This is a genomic window from Massilia sp. KIM (genome assembly GCF_002007115.1).
Lineage (GTDB): Bacteria > Pseudomonadota > Gammaproteobacteria > Burkholderiales > Burkholderiaceae_D > Telluria.
Genome location: NZ_MVAD01000001.1, coordinates 2155255 through 2176119, shown reverse-complemented (window position 1 = coordinate 2176119; position 20865 = coordinate 2155255). Strand labels below are relative to the sequence as shown.

Annotated in this window: 19 protein-coding genes; 12 read left to right on the top strand and 7 right to left on the bottom strand. The window is 68.4% G+C overall.

Annotation, left to right across the window (positions count from 1 at the left end):
• Window positions 1-2 precede the first annotated feature (2 nt).
• From B0920_RS09415 to B0920_RS09390, 6 genes are all read right to left on the bottom strand, one after another.
• Complete coding sequence (locus B0920_RS09415; RefSeq protein ID WP_078032250.1) at window positions 3-1031, bottom strand: branched-chain amino acid ABC transporter permease; 1029 nt, start codon at window positions 1029-1031, stop codon at window positions 3-5.
• Between the two features lie 2 nt (window positions 1032-1033).
• A complete protein-coding gene (locus tag B0920_RS09410) occupies window positions 1034-1807 on the bottom strand; it encodes an ABC transporter ATP-binding protein (protein WP_078032249.1) in 774 nt (257 codons plus the stop codon).
• On the bottom strand, window positions 1770-2561 hold the full coding sequence (locus B0920_RS09405; RefSeq protein ID WP_078032248.1) for an ABC transporter ATP-binding protein: 792 nt from the start codon (window positions 2559-2561) through the stop codon (window positions 1770-1772). The genes B0920_RS09410 and B0920_RS09405 overlap by 38 nt, the downstream gene beginning before the upstream one ends.
• A 1-nt stretch (window position 2562) precedes the next feature.
• Complete coding sequence (locus B0920_RS09400) at window positions 2563-3762, bottom strand: substrate-binding domain-containing protein (RefSeq protein WP_078032247.1); 1200 nt, start codon at window positions 3760-3762, stop codon at window positions 2563-2565.
• A gap of 21 nt (window positions 3763-3783) precedes the next feature.
• Entirely contained in the window at window positions 3784-4671 is an 888-nt protein-coding gene (locus B0920_RS09395; protein ID WP_078032246.1) for an alpha/beta fold hydrolase, read from the bottom strand.
• Between the two features lie 139 nt (window positions 4672-4810).
• Window positions 4811-7093 (bottom strand): TonB-dependent receptor, encoded by a 2283-nt coding sequence (locus tag B0920_RS09390; protein ID WP_078032245.1) that lies wholly within the window; start codon window positions 7091-7093, stop codon window positions 4811-4813.
• Window positions 7094-7376: 283 nt separating this feature from the next.
• Between B0920_RS09390 and B0920_RS09385 the strand changes: the two genes are divergently transcribed.
• From B0920_RS09385 to B0920_RS25945, 11 genes are all read left to right on the top strand, one after another.
• A complete protein-coding gene (locus B0920_RS09385) occupies window positions 7377-8324 on the top strand; it encodes a LysR family transcriptional regulator (RefSeq protein WP_078032244.1) in 948 nt (315 codons plus the stop codon).
• 49 nt (window positions 8325-8373) lie between these two features.
• Window positions 8374-9288, top strand: a complete 915-nt coding sequence (locus B0920_RS09380; RefSeq protein WP_078032243.1) for a LysR substrate-binding domain-containing protein — start codon at window positions 8374-8376, stop codon at window positions 9286-9288.
• A gap of 198 nt (window positions 9289-9486) precedes the next feature.
• Window positions 9487-10902, top strand: coding sequence for an SLC13 family permease (locus B0920_RS09375; RefSeq protein WP_078032242.1), 1416 nt, complete (start codon window positions 9487-9489; stop codon window positions 10900-10902).
• Window positions 10903-10929: 27 nt separating this feature from the next.
• Window positions 10930-12597 (top strand): malonate decarboxylase subunit alpha, encoded by a 1668-nt coding sequence (gene mdcA, locus B0920_RS09370; RefSeq protein WP_078032241.1) that lies wholly within the window; start codon window positions 10930-10932, stop codon window positions 12595-12597.
• A gap of 10 nt (window positions 12598-12607) precedes the next feature.
• Window positions 12608-12922, top strand: a complete 315-nt coding sequence (gene mdcC, locus B0920_RS09365) for a malonate decarboxylase acyl carrier protein (RefSeq protein WP_078032240.1) — start codon at window positions 12608-12610, stop codon at window positions 12920-12922.
• A complete protein-coding gene (locus tag B0920_RS09360) occupies window positions 12919-13821 on the top strand; it encodes a biotin-independent malonate decarboxylase subunit beta (protein WP_078032239.1) in 903 nt (300 codons plus the stop codon). Before mdcC ends, B0920_RS09360 begins: the two co-directional genes overlap by 4 nt.
• A gap of 1 nt (window position 13822) precedes the next feature.
• Complete coding sequence (gene mdcE / locus B0920_RS09355; RefSeq protein ID WP_078032238.1) at window positions 13823-14539, top strand: biotin-independent malonate decarboxylase subunit gamma; 717 nt, start codon at window positions 13823-13825, stop codon at window positions 14537-14539.
• Complete coding sequence (gene mdcG, locus B0920_RS09350; RefSeq protein WP_078032237.1) at window positions 14523-15206, top strand: malonate decarboxylase holo-[acyl-carrier-protein] synthase; 684 nt, start codon at window positions 14523-14525, stop codon at window positions 15204-15206. The genes mdcE and mdcG overlap by 17 nt, the downstream gene beginning before the upstream one ends.
• Complete coding sequence (gene mdcB / locus B0920_RS09345; protein ID WP_078032236.1) at window positions 15203-16069, top strand: triphosphoribosyl-dephospho-CoA synthase MdcB; 867 nt, start codon at window positions 15203-15205, stop codon at window positions 16067-16069. Before mdcG ends, mdcB begins: the two co-directional genes overlap by 4 nt.
• Window position 16070: 1 nt before the next feature.
• Complete coding sequence (locus B0920_RS09340; RefSeq protein WP_078032235.1) at window positions 16071-16973, top strand: ACP S-malonyltransferase; 903 nt, start codon at window positions 16071-16073, stop codon at window positions 16971-16973.
• Window positions 16974-17077: 104 nt separating this feature from the next.
• On the top strand, window positions 17078-17218 hold the full coding sequence (locus tag B0920_RS25945) for a hypothetical protein (protein WP_179119130.1): 141 nt from the start codon (window positions 17078-17080) through the stop codon (window positions 17216-17218).
• A 342-nt stretch (window positions 17219-17560) separates the two neighbouring features.
• Here the strand turns inward: B0920_RS25945 and B0920_RS09335 are convergent, their stop codons facing one another.
• Complete coding sequence (locus B0920_RS09335) at window positions 17561-18694, bottom strand: GNAT family N-acetyltransferase (protein ID WP_373887878.1); 1134 nt, start codon at window positions 18692-18694, stop codon at window positions 17561-17563.
• 100 nt (window positions 18695-18794) lie between these two features.
• Between B0920_RS09335 and B0920_RS09330 the strand changes: the two genes are divergently transcribed.
• Entirely contained in the window at window positions 18795-20852 is a 2058-nt protein-coding gene (locus B0920_RS09330) for an NAD(+) synthase (RefSeq protein ID WP_078032233.1), read from the top strand.
• The last annotated feature ends 13 nt before the right edge of the window (window positions 20853-20865 follow it).

Sequence of the window (20865 nt, the reverse complement as noted above, 5' to 3'; positions counted from 1 at the left end):
GGTCAACCCCGCGTTGTGGAATAAAGACCGGCCGGACGCCACAGCAGGATCGCGATCATCAGGATGATGTTCGAGACCAGCGCGAGTTTCGGCGCCAGGAAGCCGGCGTAGTTGGCCACCAGGGCCATGAGCAGGGCGCCGATGAAGCAGCCGCCCACCGAGCCGAGGCCGCCGATGATGATGACGATGAAGATCATGACCATGATCTCGCCGCCCATCGCGGCCGACAGGGTTTCCTTGTACAGGCCCCACATCACGCCGCCCAGGCCGGCCAGCGCCGAGCCGGCCGCGAACACCGCCACGAACAGGCGGCGGATGCGGTAGCCCAGGGCTTCGACCATCTCGCCGTTCTCGACGCCGGCGCGGATGAGCAGGCCGATCTTGGTGCGGTTCAGCACCAGGAACATGGCGACGAAGACCACGATGCCGACCACCACCGCCACCAGGCGGTATTTCTCGATCGCCGCGTCGCCCATCAGGATGGCGCCGCGCAGGGCCGCCGGCAGCGGCAGGGCGATGGTTTCCGCGCCCCAGATCACATGGATCAGCTGCTCGGCCACGATCATGCCGCCCATGGTGATCAATATCTGCTTCAGGTGCTGGCCATAGACCGGCATGATGATCACGCGCTCGAAGAACCATCCCAGCAGGCCGGTGACGATCATGGCCAGCAGCACGGCCAGGCCCAGCACCCCGAGATTGATCAGCAGCGAATCCATCTCGAGCCAGCCGCGCATCGGCAGCAGCACCAGGGTGGCGGTGAAGGCCCCGACCGACACGAAGGCGCCGTGGCCGAAGTTCAGGACGCTCATCAGGCCGAAGACCAGGGTCAGGCCGCTTGCCATGATGAAGTACATCATGCCCATCGCCAGCCCGGCGACGCTCAAGGTGACCCAGGTGGAGAAGCTGCCGGCCAGCGGCAGCACGGCCAGCATCAGGGCCGGCACCAGCAGCAGGGGCGCGAGGTCCGGCTTGGCCGCGGGCAGGGCCGTGTCGGCGGCGGCGAGGGGAAGGCTTGCACTCATGGTCATTCCTATTGATGGGAGTCGAGCGAAAGGCCGAGCAGGCGCCGCTGCAGGGCCTCGTCGCCGGCCAGTTCCTGCATCGAGCCGGCGTGCACCACGCGGCCGTCGTCCATCACGCTCACGGTGTCGCCCAGCGAGCGCACGAAGTTGAAGTTCTGCTCGACCAGCAGGATGGTGGTGTCGGTCTCCTTGAGCTCGCGGAAGGCCGCGATCAGGCTCTGCACGATGGCCGGGGCCAGGCCCTTGGTCGGCTCGTCCACCAGCAGGAGCTTGCGCGGCTCGACGATGGCGCGCGCGATCGCCACCATCTGCTTCTGCCCGCCCGAGAGGTTGCCGGCCGGGTAGTTCCAGAACTTCTTGAGGGCCGGAAAGAAGCCGCAGATCCAGTCCACGCGGGCCGGGTCGAGCGGCCCGCTGCGCGCGGCCAGGTGGAGGTTCTCGCGCACCGTGAGGTCGGAGAACACGGCCATGCTCTCCGGGACGTAGGCGACGCCGGCGCGCGCGATGTCGGGCGTGGCCAGCTTCGTGATGTCGCGGCCGTCGAAGACGATGCTGCCCTGGCTGGCCTTCCACAGGCCCATGATGGTGCGCAGGGTGGTGGTCTTGCCGGCGCCGTTGCGGCCCAGCAGGACCGAGAGGCCGCCGCGCGGCACCACCAGGTCCACGCCCTGCAGGATGTGGTACTGGCCGATGTGGGTATGCACGCTAGAAAGGGTCAGGAGCGGCTCGCGGCCGGCCGCCGGCTCAAGCGTGCTGGGCGTGCTGGGTTTGGGGTGTTCCAAGATAGGCTTCCTGTACGATCTTCGATTGCATGACTTCCTGCGGCTTGCCGTCCGCGACCAGGGCGCCGTTCACCAGCACCACGATGCGGTCGGCCAGCTGGCGCACCACGTCCATCTTGTGCTCGACCAGCAGCACGGTCTTGTTGCGCTCTTCCTTGACCTTGCGGATCAGGTCGAGCACCACCGGCACCTCGTCCACGCTCATGCCGGCCGTGGGTTCGTCGAACATCATGATGTCCGGCTCGAGCGCCAGCAGGATCGCGACCTCCAGCTTGCGCTGGTCGCCGTGCGAGAGCGCGCCGACCCAGGTGTCGCGCCGGCCCATCAGGGCCACCCGCTCCAGGTAGTGCTCGGCGCGCGCGACCAGTTCCTTGTGGCTGGACCAGATCGAGAAGAAGTTCAGGCCCATGCCGGCGCGGCTCTGCACCGCCAGGCGCACGTTCTCGATCACCGTCAGGTTGGGGAACAGGTTGGTGAGCTGGAAGGCGCGGCCAATGCCCATGCGGGTGCGGCGCGCCGGGCCGGCCTTCGTCACGTCCTCGCCGCGCAGGAACACGCGGCCGGCGCTTGCCGCTAGCTGGCCCGAGACCAGGTTGAAGTAGGTGGTCTTGCCGGCGCCGTTGGGACCGACGATCACGGTCAGGGTGCCGGGGGAGAAGTCGGCCGTCACCGCGTTCACCGCGACGTGGCCGCCGAAGCGGATCGTCAGGTCGCGGGTCGACAGGGACGGCTGGGATGCCGCGGGAGCGCTCATGTCAGCGCTTGTTCCGCACCGGCAGCGGCAGTTCGCTGGCCGGAATCTCGCGCACCAGCTCCAGCAAGTCCCACTCGTGCTTCTGGTCCTTCTTGATGCGGAAGTGGTACATCGGCTGGATCGCCTGGTGGTCCTCCTTGCGGAAGCTCATGGTGCCCTTCGGGGTCTCGAAGCTCATGCCTTCCATGGCGGCGACCATCTGGTCGCCGTTGCCGCTCGGGACCTTCTGCAGGGCGGCCACCACGGCGCTGGCCGCGGCCATGCCGCCGGCGGTGAACATGTCGGGCGGGGCCTTGAAGCGCTTGGTGTGCTCGGCGACCAGCCAGTCGTTCATCTTGTTCTTCGGGAAGCCGTAGTAGTAATAGATCGTGCCTTCGGTGCCGGCATAGGACTTCCAGGTCTTCATCACCGGCAGGATGTTCCCGCCCGGGACCAGGGAGATGCCGTAGCGGTCCGGCTTGAGGTCGGCGATCTTGTTCATCGGGTTGGGACCGGCCCAGACGATGGCCAGCACGCGCGGCTGCGGCTTGTCCTTGAGCGCGTCGAACAGGCGCTGGGTCGGGGCGGTGAAGTCGGTGGTGGTCATCGGCGCGTATTCCTCGTGCACCACCCTGGCCTTGCTGCCGGTGGCGCCCAGGGCTTCCTTGCCGGCCTTGATGGCGTCGCGGCCGAAGGCGTAGTCCTGGGCCAGGAAGCCCACGCTGCCGGACTTGAAGGTGGAGGCGGCGGCCAGCGCGTCCTGCATCGAGCTGCGCGCGGTGCGGAAGATGTACTTGTTCCACTTGTCGCCGGTGATGGCGTCGGCCACGGCCGGCTCGACGATCAGCACCTTGCGGTATTCCTTGGCCACCGGCAGCATCGCCAGCGCCGAGCCGGACGAGGTGGTGCCGACCGCGATGTCGACCTTGTCGTCGCCGTAGGCCTCGGCCAGCAGGGTGCGGCCGAGGTCGGGCTTGCTCTGGTCGTCCTTGACGATCACCTTGATCTTGCGGCCATTGATTTCCATCTTGCCGCCGGTGAGGTATTCGAGACCCATCATGAAGCCGGTCTCGGACTCCTTGGCGTAGGCTTCCAGGGCGCCGGTCTTGCCGGCGATGAGGGCGACCTTGAAGTCCTTGCCCTGGGCCAGCACGGCGGGGGCGGCGCCGGCCGCGCAGGCGGCGAGGACGGCGAGGGCGAGGGGTTTGATCAGCTGCTGCATGGGTGTGTCTCCTTGTTCTAGTCAGGGGACCTGGGCCAGGAAGGCGCGGATCGCGTCCAGCGCCTGGGGCTCGGTCAGCATCGGCGCGTGGCCGACCTTCGGTACTTCGACGTACTGCAGTTCGGGGGCGGCCTTGCGCATCCAGGCCGCCTGTTCCGGCTCGACCAGGTCGGACAGGGCGCCGCGCACCAGCAGGGTGGGGCGGCGCCGCGCCAGGCGGCGGAAGGCCATGCGCGCCGCCAGCGAGGTCGGGGGAAGTTTACCCGTTTGCAGGGCGAGCGCAATGTTCGGGTCGTAGCGCGGGCTCAACAAACCGTCGTCGCGCTGCTCGAAGGCGCGGCGCGCCCACTTGTCCCACTCGCTGTCCGGGTTGTCGGGGAAGGCGCAGGCGTTGATGTCGCGCACATAGCAACTGGCTTCGTCCCAGGACGCCAGGGCGCCGACCCGGCCCGCATAGCCGGCGATCCGGTCCAGGCCGCGCGGCGAGATCACCGGGCCGATGTCGTTGATGACGGCGGCGGCGATCAGGTCGAGGCGGCGCGCGGCCAGGGTCATGGTGATCAGGCCGCCCATCGAGGTGCCGATGAAGACGGCGCGCGCGATGCCCAGGTCGCTCATCAGCTTGATGACGTCGGTGGCGTAGACGGCCGGCGTGTAGTTGGCCGGGTTGGGGTCGCGCGCCGAGTGGCCGCGGCCGCGCACGTCGAGGGCGATCACGCGCCGGCCCAGGCGGGCCAGCTCGGGCGCCAGTTCGTCGAAATCGGAGGAATTGCGCGTCAGGCCGTGGATGCAGATCACCGGCAGCCGCGCCAGGCCGGGCTGGCCGGCCTCTGCGATGGCGGGGTAGTCGCGTGCGTACAGCACGAGCCCGTCGCCGCTGGTGTAGCTGATTGGTGTGAAGGTGGACACGCTGGGTTCGATCCTGTCGGTGCGATTGGGGTGGCTGGGTGCTCGTCCGCGTCGACGCTGCCCGGCAAACCTGGGCCCCGGCCTGCGCCGGGGCGACGTTCATGCGCCGCCGGTCGCGCGGACGACCGGGGCGGCTCGCTCAGAAGCGGTACTCGACGGTGGCCGAGACCGTGCGCGGGTTGCCGTAGAAGGCCGTCAGGGTGCCCTCGTTGCCCAGGGTCGGGAACAGGTAGCCGGCGGTCTTGTAGCGGGTGTCGTTCAGGTTCTTGCCGTGGATGCCGGCGCGGACCTTGCCGTCGCTGCGGGTCCAGACGATGCTGGCGTCCCAGATGCGGTAGGAGTCCTGGTCGAGCAGCGACGGGGTCTCGAACTGGGCGGTCGCGCCCTTGTACGACCAGCTGCCGATCAGCGAGACCTTGCCGCCGTAACCCATCACCGGCAGGTTGATGTCGTAGTTGAAGCGCAGGTTGGCCGAGTTCTTGGGGGTGTTCTGGAACACGCGCTGCTTGGCCACGTTGACGCCGGCCACGATGTACTCCTTGTACTCGGCGTCGATGTAGCTGTACATGCCGGCGACCATGAAGTTGTTCGTGAAGTTGGCGATGGCTTCCAGTTCCGCGCCCTGGATCTTGGCCTTGCCGGCATTGGTGGTCACGCCGGCGAAGCTGTCGTCGCGGCCGTCGCCGTTGGTGTCGATCGCCACCGAGCCCGGGATCTGCACGTCCTGGTAGTCGCTGTAGAACACGGCGGCGTTGGTGGTGATGCGGCCGCCGTTGAAGGCCGACTTGAGGCCCAGTTCATAGGTCTCGATGGTTTCCGGGGCGTAGCCGGCGCGCGCGGTGGACAGCGGGATGCGGGTGCCGACCACGTTCAGGCGCGGATCGAAGCCGCCGCCCTTGAAGCCCTCGGAGTAGGAAGCGTAGACGTTGTGGGCGTCGCTCATCTTCCAGTTCAGGGCGACGCGCGGGGTGAATTTCTTGTCCTCGCGCGAGAGCACGCCGCCGCGCAGGTCGGTGTCGGTGCGGAACAGGACCGCGTTCGGGTTGCCCATCTGGGGCGTGCCGCCCAGGCCGAAGTAGATCTGGCGCAGGATCTCGGCGTCGCGCTTGTCGACCGTGTAGCGGCCGCCCAGCGACAGCTGCAGACCGTCGACGATGGTGTAGCTGCCGTCGGCGTACACGGCCCAGGCCTTGGTGTCGATGTCGCCCAGGGTGAAGGTCGAGGACGGGAAGGCGCCGGCCAGGATGGTGTCGAATTGGTTGAAGGCGTTGGCGTCCATGTAGTAGACGCCGGCCACGCCCTGCAGGCGCTCGCCCGTGTAGGTGAGGTTGAATTCCTGGCTGAACTGCTTGTTCTTGTACAGGGCCGGCACTTCCATGTCGACCACCGGCAGGGCGTCGAAGTCGATCGGCGCGTACGAGCGGTCCTTGCGCGAAGCGGTGATCGACTTGAAGCTCCACTGCGGGTTGATGGTGTATTCGACGGTGGCCGAGACGCCGTGGGCCTTGACGTCCTGGTCGCGGCCGAGGGCCTTGAGCAGGTTGCCGCGGGTGTCGAATTCGTCGGCCAGCACCGGCGCGCCGCTGGTGCGGCCCGGGATCAGGCGGTGGCCGTTCTTGGGGTTGGAATCGTCCTGGGTGATGTCGCCGGCCAGGCGGATGAAGAGGTCGGGGGTGGGCTGGAACTCGGCCGACAGGCGCGCCGCCTTCACGTCCTTGTCGTAGTTGCCCTTGCCGGTGAACAGGTTGTCGCCGAAGCCGTCGCGCTTGAAGCGGGCCAGGGTGGCGCCGACGCGGACGGTCTCGGACACCGGGGTGCTGGCGGTGACGACCGCTTCACGCTGCTGGTATTCGCCCAGGGTGGCGCGCAGGCGCACGTCCGGTTTCGGGCCCAGCTTGCGGGTCACGTACTTGACCGCGCCGCCGATGGTGTTGCGGCCGTACAGGGTGCCCTGGGGGCCGCGCAGCACTTCGATGCGCTCGACGTCGTAGATGTCGGCCACCGCCGCCTGCGGGCGGGCCAGGTAGATGTCGTCGATGTAGATGCCGACGCCGGACTCGAAGCCGGCCAGCGGGTCGGCCTGGCCGACGCCGCGGATGAAGGCGGTCAGGGTGGAATTCGTGGCGCGCGATGCCTTGAGGGTGGTGTTCGGCAGGGCCAGTGCCAGGGCGGTCACGTCGGGCACGGCCTGCTTGGACAGCTGGTCGGCGCTGAAGGCGGTGACGGACACCGGCACGTCCTGCAGGGTCTCTTCGCGGCGGCGCGCGGTGACCACCACCTTGGACACGTTTTCCTCGCTCGAAGCTGCGGGCGCGCCACCGGCTTCCTGGGCCTGGGCGAACCCGACCGTGCCGCCGGACAGGGCGAGCAGGGCGGCTGCGGATTGTTTAAGCAGCTTCAGTTTCTTCTTGGTCAGACGCATTCTTGTCTCCTCGTTTTTTGTAGGCATGCGTACAGAATTTCGCATGCCGAGCAGTGTGCCTCGGTTGGGTTTGGTTGAATAGGCAACAATCGCCCACCCCTTTGTGCAAAAATGCACAGGCTTTCGCACTGGTGCAGTGCATCCATTGACAGTGAGCAGTAGTAGGTCAGAAAGGCACCTTTGCGCGATTCTGGCGCACATGCACACTGGATGAGCCTGCGTATTGCAGGCCGAATGTGCACTGGTGCACAATATGTCATCTTGATATTGGACAAGTACGCCGATGAATACGCTGCCTGAGTGGACCGACCTGCGTTTCTTCCTTGAGCTGGCGCGCGCCGGCACCCTTTCCGGGGCCTCGCGCCGGCTGGAAGTCGAGCACACCACGGTGGCCCGCCGCATCGACCGGCTCGAGACCCAGCTCGGCGCCACCCTGTTCGACCGCAGCCGCGAGGGCTACGAACTGACCGAAGTCGGCCAGGCGCTCCTGCCGCACGCCGAGGCGATGGAGGGCGCGGCCCTGGCCGCCGCCGAGCAGATCGGCGGGGCCGAGGTGGCCGCCCACGGCGTGGTGCGCCTGGGCGTGCCGGAAGTGTTCGGGGTGAGGGTGGTGGCCCCCCTGCTGGCCGGATTGCTGGAGCAGCACCCGGACCTGTCGATCGACCTGCTGGCCCTGCCGCGCTTCGCCAACCTGGCCAACCGCGAGGCCGACCTGGGCGTGATGCTGGACCCGCCCACCACCGGGCGCTACGTGGTCACCCGCCTGGCCTCCTTCCGCTTCTACCTGTACGCCGCGCCTTCCTACCTGGCGCGCCACCCGCCGATCCGCCAGCAGTCCGACCTGGCGCGCCACGACTTCGTCGACTACGTGCAGGACCGCCTGGCCAGCCGCGAACTCTCTTACCTGAACGAGCTCGGATTCACGCCGCGCCGGCGCATGTGCTGCTCGGGCATGACGGCCCAGATCGAGGCCGCTTCGCTGGGCATGGGCCTGATGATGGCGCCGCCCTATGCGGTGCCGGACGACGGCCGCCTGGTGCCGGTGCTGCCCGGCTTTTTCGCCGAGCGCTCGTTCTGGCTGGCCGCGCCGACCGACCTGTACCGCCTGCGGCGGGTGAAGGTGGTGTGGGACCTGCTGCGCGAACTGGCGGACAACAATCCTTCGCTGTGGTGGCACAACGGCGACATCGACAAGGTGGCGCAGGCGGCCCGGCATGCCGAGCCGCACTGAGCGCCGCGCCCCTGTCACTTTCGGCTTTCACTCACCACGGACCCAGCCCATGCGCAGCCAGATCAGCGACGACATCACCTTCCGCAAGCTCGAGATCCTGCTCGCCTACATGGAGGGCGGCAACCTGAACGCGGCCGCGCGCATGCTCGACATCAGCGCCGTCAGCGTCCACCGCGCCCTGCATTCGCTGGAGGAGGGCATGCGCTGCCAGTTGTTCAGCCTCCAGGGCCGCAACCTGATTCCCAACGAGGCCGCCCAGGTGCTGGCCGGCGTCAGCCGCGACGTGATCAAGCTGATGGCCGACGGCATCGCCGCCACCCGTTCGGCGGCCGGCTATTCGGCCGACCATCTCAAGATCGGCTCGCTGTACTCGCTCACCACCGGCACCATCCCCGAGGTCATCATCGGGATCAAGCTGCGCAAGCCCGAGCTGCAGACCGAGCTGGTGCTGGGCTCGAACGCCGACCTGCTGCACAAGCTCAAGCAGAACGCCATCGACGCCGCCCTGATCGCGCTGCCCGACCCCGAGCCCGAGGTCGAGTCCCTGCCCCTGTTCGAAGACGAGATCTTCTTCGCCGCCCCGGCCGGCTCGCCCTATGCCGGCGCCGCCAGCGTCGACCTGCGCGACTGCAGCGGCGAGAAGTTCGTCTGCCTGAGCGAAGGCTTCATCACCAACCACGGCTTCCAGGAAGCCTTCCGCATCGCCGGCTTCGCGCCCACGGTGGTGACCCGGGTCGGCGACATCTTCTCGCTGATGAACCTGGTCGCGGCCGGCATCGGCTATACCTTGCTGCCGGGCCGTGTGCGCCATGTGTTCGGCGACAGGGTGCAGCTGATTCCGCTCCATGCCGACTATGCGATGCGCCAGACCATCGGCCTGAGCTTCCTGCGGGTGCGCGAGCGCGACCCCAACCTGCTGGCGCTGGCGGCCGTCTGCCGCATGCTGAAGCACCGTCCGGCGTGAACCCGCGTCGACGTTTTCGCTGACAGTAAACGTCCGGCCTCCCGCGTAATTGATCTCGGCCGCGATCGGGATTAACTTAGTCCCATAACAACAGGCGCCGTGGGCGGCGGCCGGGTCCACCGGCTGCATCCGGCGGCAATATCGGAGACAATCTTGCGGCGGCCCGGCGAGCCCGGGCCGCACGCCGAAGGAGCTCGCGTGTCCTCTCACATGATTTCCATCTACGTGCTGGCGCTGATGTTCGTGCTCGCCACCGTCCTGCCCATCAATATGGGCGTCATCGCTTTCGTCGGCGCCTTCCTGGTCGGCACCCTGGTCGCCGGCATGGAGACCAAGGCCATCATGGGCGGCTTTCCGGCCGAGCTGTTCCTGACCCTGGTCGGCATCACCTTCCTGTTCGCCCAGGCCCAGAACAACGGCACCATCGACTGGCTGGTGCGGCTCTCGGTGCGCGCCGTGGGCGGGCGCATCGCCGCCATTCCCTGGGTGATGTTCGCGATCGCGGCCCTGCTCACGGCGGTCGGCGCGGTCAGCCCGGCGGCGGTCGCCATCATCGCCCCGATCGCCCTCGGCTTCGCCGCCAAGTACAAGATCAGCCCCCTGATGATGGGCCTGATGGTGATCCACGGCGCCCAGGGCGGCGGCTTCTCGCCGATCAGCATCTATGGCGGCATCACCAACAAGATCGTGCAGAAGGCCGGCCTGCCGCTGTCGGAGATGACCACGGCCCTGGTCAGCCTCGGCTTCAACTTCGCAGTCGCCCTGCTGCTGTTCTTCCTGCTGGGCGGCGTGCGCCTGATGCGCCAGGATAAATCGGCCGCGGCGCGCCCTTCGCCCGGGCTGCCTGGCATGCCCTTCGCGACCCAGGTCGCAGTGGCGGCGCAAGGCCCGCAGATCTACGACGACGCCGAGGCCGAGGCCGCGAGCGAGGAGAAGCTGACCCGTCAACGTTCGGCGGACGCGCTCACCGCCGTGGGCGGCGGCGCCGGCGCCGTGCCCGGCGCGACTGCGCTGGATGCCGGACCGACCGTGCAGCAGCTCGCCACCGTGCTGGGCCTGGCGGCGCTGGCGGTCCTGACCCTGATGTACAAGCTCGACATCGGCTTCGTGGCCGTCACCATCGGCCTGCTGCTGTCCATCATGTCTCCCCAGGTGCAGAAGCGCGCCATCGGCCAGGTGTCCTGGCCCGAGATCATGCTGATCGTCGGCGTGTCCACCTACGTCGGCGTGATGCAGAAGATGGGCACCATCGACTTCGTCGGCCACAGCGTGGCCGGCCTGACCTCGCCCCTGATGGCGGCGCTGCTGCTGTGCTTCGTGGGCGCCATCGTCTCGGCCTTCGCGTCCTCGACCGCGGTGCTGGGCTCCCTGATTCCGCTCGCCGTGCCCTTCCTGCAGCAGGGCACGGGCGTCGACCCGATCGGCTTCATCGCCGCGATGGCGGTGGCCTCGACCATCGTCGACGTCAGCCCCTTCTCCACCAACGGCGCCCTGGTGCTGGCCAATGCCCAGGGCATCGACCGCGACGTCTTCCTGCGCCAGCTGATGATCTACGGCGCGGTGGTGACCCTGGTGGCGCCGGTGGTGGTGTGGCTGCTGTTCGTCGTCCTGTAAGCGCAGGGTTCAACCGTAGGAAACGCCATGTTAGAGACGCAACGCCGCTGGGACACCCAGCAAACCAACCGCAGGGAGCGCGTGGCCCGGGCCCGCGCCGCCCTCGGCGAGGGCATCGAGGGCAAGCGGGTGGACGCGGGCCGTATCGTCGACCTGCTGCACGCGGTGCTCGAGAACGGGGACCGGGTCTGCCTGGAGGGGAACAACCAGAAGCAGGCCGATTTCCTGGCCAAGGCATTGACCAGGCTCGATCCGGCCCGCGTCAGGGACCTGCACATGCTGCTGTCGGTGCTGTCCCTGCCCGAGCACCTGGACGTGTTCGACAAGGGCCTGGCATCGCGCCTGGACTTCTCCTTCTCCGGCCCGCAGGCCGGGCGCCTGGCCAAGCTGGCCATGGCCGGGAAGCTCAACATCGGCGCGATCCACACCTACCTCGAGCTGTTCGGCCGCTACTTCGTCGACCTGACCCCGCGCGTGGCCCTGGTGGCGGCCGAGGCGGCGGACCGCGAGGGCAATCTCTACACCGGTCCGAACACCGAGGACACGCCCGCCATCGTGGAAGCCACGGCCTTCAAGAGCGGCATCGTGATCGCCCAGGTCAACCGCATCGTCGACAAGCTGCCGCGCGTGGACATCCCGGGCGACTGGGTCGAATTCGTGGTGCAGTCGCCCACCCCTTACTACATCGAGCCGCTGTTCACGCGCGACCCGGCCCAGATCTCGGAAATCCAGGTCTTGATGGCGATGATGGCGATCAAGGGCATCTATGCCGAATACGCCATCGACAGCCTGAACCACGGCATCGGCTTCGACACCGCCGCCATCGAGCTGCTGCTGCCCACCTACGCCGCCCAGCTGGGCCTGAAGGGCAAGATCGCGCGCCACTGGGCGCTCAATCCGCACCCGGCGCTGATCCCGGCGATCGAGGCCGGCTTCGTCGAGTCGGTGCACTCCTTCGGCTCCGAGCTCGGGATGGAGGACTACATCCGCGCCCGTCCCGACGTGTTCTTCGTCGGCCCGGACGGCTCGATGCGCAGCAACCGCGCGTTTTCCCAGGCGGCCGGCCACTATGCCTGCGACATGTTCATCGGTTCGACCCTGCAGATCGACCTGCAGGGCAATTCGTCCACCGCCACGCTGGGCCGCATTTCCGGCTTCGGCGGCGCGCCCAACATGGGCTCGGACGCGCGCGGACGGCGCCACCCGAGCGCAGCCTGGCTCAAGGCGGGGCGCGAGGCGCGCCTCGGGCGCAACACCATCCCGCGCGGCCAGAAGCTGGTGGTGCAGATGGTCGAGACCTTCCGCGAGCACATGGCGCCGGCCTTCGTGGAGCGCCTCGACGCCTGGCAGCTGGCCGAGCAGGCCGATATGCCGATTCCGCCGGTGATGATCTATGGCGACGACGTCACCCACATCCTGACGGAAGAGGGCATCGCCAACCTGCTGCTGTGCCGCAGCGACGAGGAGCGCGAACAGGCGATCCGCGGCGTGGCCGGCTACACGCCGGTGGGCCTGGGGCGCGACCGGCGCATGGTCGAGAACCTGCGCGACCGCGGCGTGATCCGGCGCGCCGAGGACCTCGGCATCGACAAGCGCATGGCGACCCGCGACCTGCTGGCGGCGAAGAACATGAAGGACCTGGTGCGCGCGTCAGGCGGACTGTACGATCCGCCGAAGCGCTTCCGGAACTGGTGAAGGAAAGACGATGGAAACCCTGAATTTTCGCTATGAACAGGGGCGCCAACCCCTGGCCGGCGACGCCCGGCTGGTCGGCGTGGTCAGCTCCGGCAACCTCGAGGTGCTGATCGAACCCGCGGCCCTGGCCGGCGCCTGCGAGATCGAAGTGCGCACCGCCGCCACCGGCTTCGGCGCCACCTGGCGCGCGGTGATGGACGACTTCCATGCCCGCTGGGGACTGGCGGACGCGCGCATCTGCATCAACGACATGGGCGCCACGCCCGCCGTGGTGGGCCTGCGCCTGGACCAGGCGGCCGAATCCGTGACCGGAGGCCGGCCATGAGCTACCTCGAACTGAATGCGCGCCAGCGCATCCCGGCCATCTTCGACCCCGGCAGCTTCGAGGAATTCCTGCCGCCGGCGGCGCGCGTGACCAGTCCCCACCTGGCCCAGCTCGACGCCCCGGTGTCCTTCGACGACGGCGTCGTGGTTGGGCGTGGCCTGCTGGGCGGGAAGCGGGTGTTCGGGGCCGCCCAGGAGGGCGGCTTCATGGGCGGCGCGGTGGGTGAAGTGCATGGGGCCAAGCTGGTCGGCATGCTGCGCCGCGCGATCGACGAGGACGCGCACGCGGTGCTGCTGCTGCTCGAATCGGGCGGGGTGCGCCTGCACGAGGCGAACGCCGGCCTGATCGCCGTCTCGGAAGTGATGCGCGCCATCCTCGACGTGCGCGCGGCCGGGATCCCGGTGGTGGCGGTGGTGGGCGGGGCCAACGGCTGCTTCGGCGGCATGGGCATCGCGGCGCGCTGCGCCAACACCGTGATCATGTCGGAAGAGGGGCGGCTCGCCATGTCCGGGCCGGAGGTGATCGAGACCGCCAACGGGGTCGAGGAATTCGACGCCCGCGACCGCGCCCTGGTGTGGCGCACCACCGGCGGCAAGCACCGCTACCTGATGGGCGACTGCCAGGCGCTGGTGGCTGACGACGCAGCGGCCTTCCGCGCCGCCGCGCTGGACGCCATCGCGGCCCTGCGCGCCCAGGGCGCGGTCCTGAGCCTGGAAGAGCTGCTGGCCGAGCAGGACATGCTGGCGCGCCGCCTGCGCGACACCGAGAACATGCGCGATCCGCTCGAGGTCTGGGCAGGCATGGGCATTCCCGAACCGGCCAGGGTGCCGGTGCTGGAAGCCGAGGCCTTCCTCGCGCTGGCGCAGCGCCACCGCGCCCCGTCGCGCAAAGGAGAATGAGATGGACTGGAAACTTCTGGCGGCGCGGCTGTTCCCGGCCGGCCACGACATCGTCGAAAGCGGCAACTTCCTGTCCGGCAGCGCCCAGGTCGAGGGGCGGCAGGTGAGCGTGATCGGCACCACCGAGCACACGCCGATCGGCGTCGAGATCGCGCTGGCCCAGGCGCGCGCGGTGCTGCAGACCGTGCAGGCGCACCCTGGCCGGCCGATCGTGATCCTGGTCGACACCCAGGGCCAGCGCCTGCGCCACCGTGACGAGATGTTGGGCATCAACAGCTACATGGCCCATCTGGGCAAGTGCATCGACCTGGCGCGCCGTCGCGGCCACACGGTGCTCGGCCTGGTCTACGACCAGGCCCTGTCGGGCGGCTTCATCACCAGCGGCCTGATCGCCGACGCCTGCTATGCCTTGCCGGAGGCCACCATCCGCGTGATGGGCCTGCCGGCCATGGCGCGCATCACCAAGGTGCCGGAAGAACGCCTGACGGAACTGGCCAGGGACAATCCGGTGTTCGCGCCGGGCGCGCCGAACTACCTGCGCATGGGCGGCCTGCACGGGATCTGGGAAGGGGATCTGGCCCAGGCGCTGGCGCAGGCCCTGCGCGAGGCCGGGCCGCAGGACCGCCGCATGGAACTGGGCCGCGAGCGCGGCGGGCGCATGCTGGCCCAGACGGTCGCGGAAGCGGTGCGCGGGGGCGGCGATGTTCGCCCGGCATGACCTGGTCTGGCTGAGCGCCCACGGCTGGGACAGGGTGTGCGCCGGCGCCGAACCCGAACACCGCACGGCGCTGGACGGCTGGCGGCGCGCCGGCTGGCCGGCGGTGGTGCGGCGTGACGAAGCGGTCCCGGTAGCGGGCCAGGAGACTGGCCTGCTGGCGCTCGGCATCGCGCTGCCGCCGCGCGTGCAAGACGACCGCAAGCTCCGCATCGCGGCGCGGGCGCCGATCGCCGACGTCGGCCGACATGCGCCTCCCCTGCCGCTGCTGGCCGCGCTCGACGCGGCCCCCGCGCGCTGGCGCGGCCCGCTGGCGGCCTTCGAGCGCGAGGCGACCGCGCACGGTTTGAGTCCGGCCGCCTACGGCTCGGTGGCGCTGCAGGCGGTGACCGGCCAGTCCTATCTGCGCGAGACCTCGGACATCGACGTGCTCCTGCGCCCGCTCGGGCGCGCCCACCTCGAAACTGCGCTGGCGCTGCTGGCACGCCATGCTGCGGCGCTGCCGCTCGACGGCGAGATCGTGTTCCCCGATGGGCGCGCGGTGGCGTGGAAGGAATTGCAGGCGGCGCTCGACGGCGCGCCGGGCACACGCGTGCTGGCCAAGGAGCTGGCGCGCATTTCGCTCGTCCCCCTGGACGAACTGTTCGCGACGATGGAGGAGCTGGCATGACGGCGCTGACGATCGAGCGCGTGGGCGCGCGACGCGAGGTGGCCGCGCAGGTCGCCCGCCTTGCGGTGCGCAGCCTGTACGCGGAGCTGAGCCTATATCCCAAGCCGGGCCTGGTCTCCCTGGTCGACAACGGCAGCCACGAGGACATGAATGCCGGCACCTTCCTGCGCAGCCTGTTCGCCTTGCGCCGCTACTTTCATGCGATCTGCCTGGCGGGCATGGAGGACGCGCCTTTCCCCGTCCTGAAGCGCCTGGGCATCGAGGCCGAGGCGCGCATGCTGCGCGCCACCGGCGGCATCAACACGCATCGCGGCGCGATCTTCAGCTTGGGCCTGCTGTGCGCCGCCATCGGTCATTGCCGCGCGCGCGGCATCGCGCTCTCGCCGCCGGCGATCCGCGCCGCGCTGCTGGAACGCTGGGGCAGGGCGCTGGCAGCCCATACCGGCGACGCCGGCCTGCGCTCGCATGGCGCCCAGGCGGCGCTGCGCTACGCCGCCAGCGGCGCCCGCGAGGAGGCCGCGCTTGGCCTGCCTTCGGTATTCGAGACCGGCCTGCCGGCGCTGCGGTGCACGCTGGCGCAGGGCCGCGGCATGCGCCTGGCGCGCATCGACGCGCTGTTCGCCTTGATGGGGCGGATGAGCGACACCAACGTCTACCATCGCGGCGGCGCGCAAGCTGCGGCTACCGTGCGGGCCCGCTCCCTGGCCTTCGTGGCGCGCGGCGGCACCGCGGCCCCTGACTGGGAGCGCGAGGCCCTCGACTGCCACCGCGCGTTCGTCGCGCAGCGCCTGTCGCCGGGCGGCGCGGCCGACCTGCTGGCGGCGGTCTGCCTGGTGCATGGGGCCTGCGGAGGTGTGCTCTAGCATGGCGGCGCGGCTCCTTCTCATGTGCCCGGGGCAGGGCGCGCAGTCGCCCGCCATGTTCGACCTGGCGCGCGCCGATCCCCGTGCGGCCGCGTTCCTGGCGGCCTGCGGCGCGGAAGGCATGGACGGCGCGTCCCTGTTCTCGAACGCGCTGGCCCAGCCGGCCATCGTGGCCGCGACCCTGGCGACCTGGATGGCGCTGGGCGAGTTCACGCCGGCTCCGGCCCTGGTGGCCGGCTACAGCATCGGCGAACTGGCCGCCTATGGCGTCGCCGGCGCGCTCGACCCGGTCGAAGCGGTCGCGCTGGCGCGCCGGCGCGCCGCTCTGATGGACGCCTGCCGGGCGGACGGGGAAGGGCAGGCGATGCTGGCCGCCTCCGGCATCGCCAGCGCCCGTATCGAGACCATCCTGGCGCGCTTCGGCTTCCATGCCGCCATTCTCACCGGCGACGACAGCCTGGTGGCCGGCGGCCCCGCCGCAGCGCGCGAGCCCCTCGCCGCGGCGCTCGCGGCCGAAGGCGCGCACGCCACCATGCTGCCGGTGGAGATCGCTTCCCACACGCCGTATATGCGCGCAGCGGTGGCGCCCTTCGAATCGCTGTTGCGCGCCTCGAGCATGCGCGACCCCGACATCCCCGTCCTGTCGGGCATCGCCGCCGCCCCCCTCGACGCCGCAGGCGCCGCCATCACCCACCTGGCGCGCCAGCTGGCCGAACCGATCCGCTGGAAAGACTGCATGGACGCCGCCGCCGAGGCCGGGGTCACTGTCGCGCTGGAACTCGGCCCGGGCGCCGCCCTGTCGCGGATGCTGCAATCCCGCCACAGCCATATCGCCTGCCGCTCGGTCTCCGAATTCCGCTCGCTCGAGGGTGTACGCAGCTGGCTAGCCCGCCACGCAGACTGAGCATTCACGCAGCCCATATCTGATATTGCCAATGAGAATTGGAATTTCCTCCCTCCCGCCTATATAACTTCAGTATCAAAGTGTTTGGCAGGAAGGAGTACGCAATGAAGAACTTATGGAATGCGGTGACCGCCGCCTTGCTGGCCTCAGCGCGCGCCCGCGCACGCCAGATCATGGACTACCAGTCCCAGTCCAAGCAGCCCGCCCCGGAAGCCTACCGCAGCAACGCCGGCGGCTGGAACTAAGCCCTCCCCAAGCCGGGAATCAAAACTAGGGTCGGAGTCGAATTGAATGACAACTTTCCAATGTTGTCAAAAAATTCGACTCCGACCCTATTTGTTTTTGGCCTGCTGAGTTCGCCAAAGCACAAGTACGCAAGACAGCAAGCAAAACCCGTTTGAGAGAGCGCAAACCCAAGCGCTTCGAGTTTTCCGTTGGAGAATAAATAAACTAGGGTCGGAGTCGAATTTTTTGACAACATTTAGAAGTTGTCATTCAATTCGACTCCGACCCTAGTTTTATTTGCGCTCCGACCTTGGTTTTATTTGCAGGGCTGGAGAGGGAAGGCGTAGTGCGGGGATCTTGTTTTATTTGCGGAAGGGCGTGCGTTCGTTGAGCTCGTCGAGATAGTCGTCGATGCCGCCGGACTCGCGTTCCAGGAAGCGCTCGACCGCGTCGGCGAAGGAGGGGTGGGCCAGCCAGTGGGCGGACCAGGTCCTGGTCGGCAGGAAGCCGCGCGCCATCTTGTGCTCGCCCTGCGCGCCGCCCTCGAAGACCGCGATCTTCTGCTCGATGCAGAACTCCAGCGGCTGGTAGTAGGCGGCCTCGAAGTGCAGGCAGGGCACGTGCTCCAGCTCGCCCCAGTAGCGGCCGTACAGCGTCGTCTCGTCGTGGATGACCAGCGAGGCGGCGATCGGCCTGCCTTCGCGCTCGGCGATCACCAGCAGAATATTGTCCGGCATGTCGCGCCCGATGCGCTCGAAGAAGTCGAGGTTCAGGTAGGGCGTCGAGTGATGCGCGCGGTAGGTGTTGCGGTAGCAGCGGTTGAACAGCACCCAGTCGGCATGCGTGGCCTCGCGCCCGCGTACGCGGCGCAGCGTCACGCCGGCCTGCGCCACCTTGCGCCGCTCGGCGCGGATGTTCTTGCGCTTCTTCTGTTCGAGCGTCGCCAGGAATTCCTCGAAATTCGCATAGCCCCCGTTCAGCCAGTGGAACTGCACCCCGCTGCGCAGCAGGAAGCCGGCTTCCTTCAACTGGCGCGCCTGTTCCTCGGGCGGGAACAGGAGGTGGGTCGAGGACACCTCGGTGGCCTGCTGGGTGGCCACCAGCACGTCCACCAGGGCCGCACGCGCATGGGCGTCGCGCGCCATCAGGCGCGGGCCGCTCACCGGCGTGAAGGGGATCGCCGACAGCAGCTTGGGGTAGTAATCCAGCCCATGACGCTGGTAAGCGTCGGCCCAGGCCCAGTCGAATACGTACTCGCCATAGGAATGGTCCTTGACGTAGAGCGGCAGGGCGGCGGCCAGCTCCTCGCCGTCGAACAGCACGAGGTATTGCGGCTGCCAGCCGGTCTGCGGCGCGGCGCTGCCCGACTCGTGCAGGGCATGCAGGAAGGCGTAGGAGAGAAAAGGGTTGGGTTTGTCCTGGGCCCGGACCAGGCCGTCCCAGCCTGCCTGGCCGATCTCGGAAAGATCAGAAACGATATGCGTGCGATAATTCAAAATTACTTCCATCTATCGAAGAAACGAGAAGTGAGCGGCCGGCGCGCCATGGGAAGCATCCCGGTCGACCAGCGCTCGTTGCGATGCGAAAGACTCACTCATGAACAGCCCATTCTTCAACCTGTATTCGCACCATTTCGCCCGCGTGGCCGTGGCCAGCCCGCGCTGCCGCGTGGCCGACCCGGACTTCAACGTCGAGCAGACCCTGGTCCTGGCGCGCCAGGCGGCCGAGCAGGGCGCGGCCCTGGTGGCCTTCCCGGAACTGGGCATCTCGGCCTACACCTGCGAAGACCTTTTCCACCAGGGCGCGCTGCTCGACGCCAGCCTGCGCGGCCTGGCGACCATCGTCGAGGCCTCGCGCTCGCTGGCCCCGGCCCTCATCGTCGGCCTGCCGCTGCGGGTGAATCACCAGCTCTTCAACTGCGCCGCCGTGGTCGCGAACGGCCGCGTGCTGGGCGTGGTGCCAAAGAGCTTCCTCCCTAATTATGGCGAGTTTTACGAATCCCGGCAGTTCAGCGCCGCAGATTGCGCGGCGGTCGACCAGATCGAGCTGCTCGGCAAGACCGTCCCCTTCGGCCCGAACCAGCTGTTCCAGGTCGCGAACCTGCCGCTGCTGCGCTTCCACATCGAGATCTGCGAGGACGTCTGGGTGCCGGTCCCGCCGTCGTCCTTCGCCTCCATGGCCGGCGCCACGGTGCTGGTCAACCTGTCGGCCTCGAACGTCGTGGTGGGCAAGAGCGGCTACCGCCATCAGCTCGTAGGACAGCAGTCGGCGCGCTGCCTGGCGGCCTACCTCTACACCTCGGCCGGGCGCGGCGAGTCGACCACCGACATGGCCTGGGACGGCCAGTCCCTGATCTACGAAAAGGGCGAGCTGCTGGCCGAATCCGAGCGCTTCAGCGACGAGTCGCACATCATCTACGCCGACGTCGACCTCGACCGCCTGTCCAATGAGCGCATGCACGCCACCACCTTCGCCCACTCGGTGCGCCGCTACGCCGACGAGGTGGCGAAGTTCCGCGTCATCCCGGTCGAGCTGAAGCTGCCGCTGGAAGGCGAGCTGCCCTTGAAGCGCAACATCGAGCGCTTCCCCTACGTGCCGGCCGACGCCGCGCGCCGCGACGAGCGCTGCACCGAGGTCTACAACATCCAGGTGCAGGCCCTGCTGCAGCGCCTCTCTTCGAGCGGCATCAAGAAGGTGGTGATCGGCGTTTCGGGCGGGCTGGATTCGACCCACGCCCTGCTGGTCTGCGCCAAGGCCATGGACCGCCTTGGTCTGCCGCGCACCAACATCCTGGCCTATACGATGCCGGGCTTTGCCACCAGTGAACGCACGCTGAAGCAGGCGCGCGACCTGATGGAGGTGGTGGGCTGCAGCGCCCACGAAATCGACATCCGCCCGAGCTGCATCCAGATGCTCAAGGACCTGGGCCACCCCTACGTCGAGGGCAAGGCGGAATACGACATCACCTTCGAGAACGTGCAGGCCGGCGAGCGCACCAACCACCTGTTCCGCCTCGCGAACTTCCACAACGCGATCGTGATCGGCACCGGCGACCTGTCCGAGCTGGCCCTGGGCTGGTGCACCTACGGCGTGGGCGACCACATGTCGCACTACAACGTGAACGCCAGCGTGCCCAAGACCCTGATTTCCTACCTGGTGCGCTGGGTGGCCGAGACCGGGGCCGTGGTCCAGGGCGGCAAGGAGGTCCTGCTCAACATCCTCGACACCGAGATCAGCCCCGAACTGGTGCCGGGCGGCCCGCAAGGGGGCGCCGACAGCAAGCCCGCGCAAAGCACCCAGGACAAGATCGGCCCCTACGAGCTGCAGGACTTCAACCTGTTCTACACCCTGCGCTACGGATTCAAGCCGAGCAAGGTCGCCTTCCTGTCCTGGAGCGCCTGGCACGACCGCAGCCAGGGCAGGTGGCCGGCCGAGGCAGGCGAGCGCAACGAGTACGACCTGGCCGCGATCAAGCGCAACCTGGGCATCTTCCTGTGGCGCTTCTTCAAGACCAGCCAGTTCAAGCGCAGCTGCGTGCCGAACGGCCCCAAGGTCGGCAACGGCGGTTCGCTCTCGCCGCGCGGCGACTGGCGCGCGCCCTCCGACTCCGAGGCCGTCGTGTGGCTGGACGACCTGGCGAACATCCCGGATTAACCTGGCTTTTACA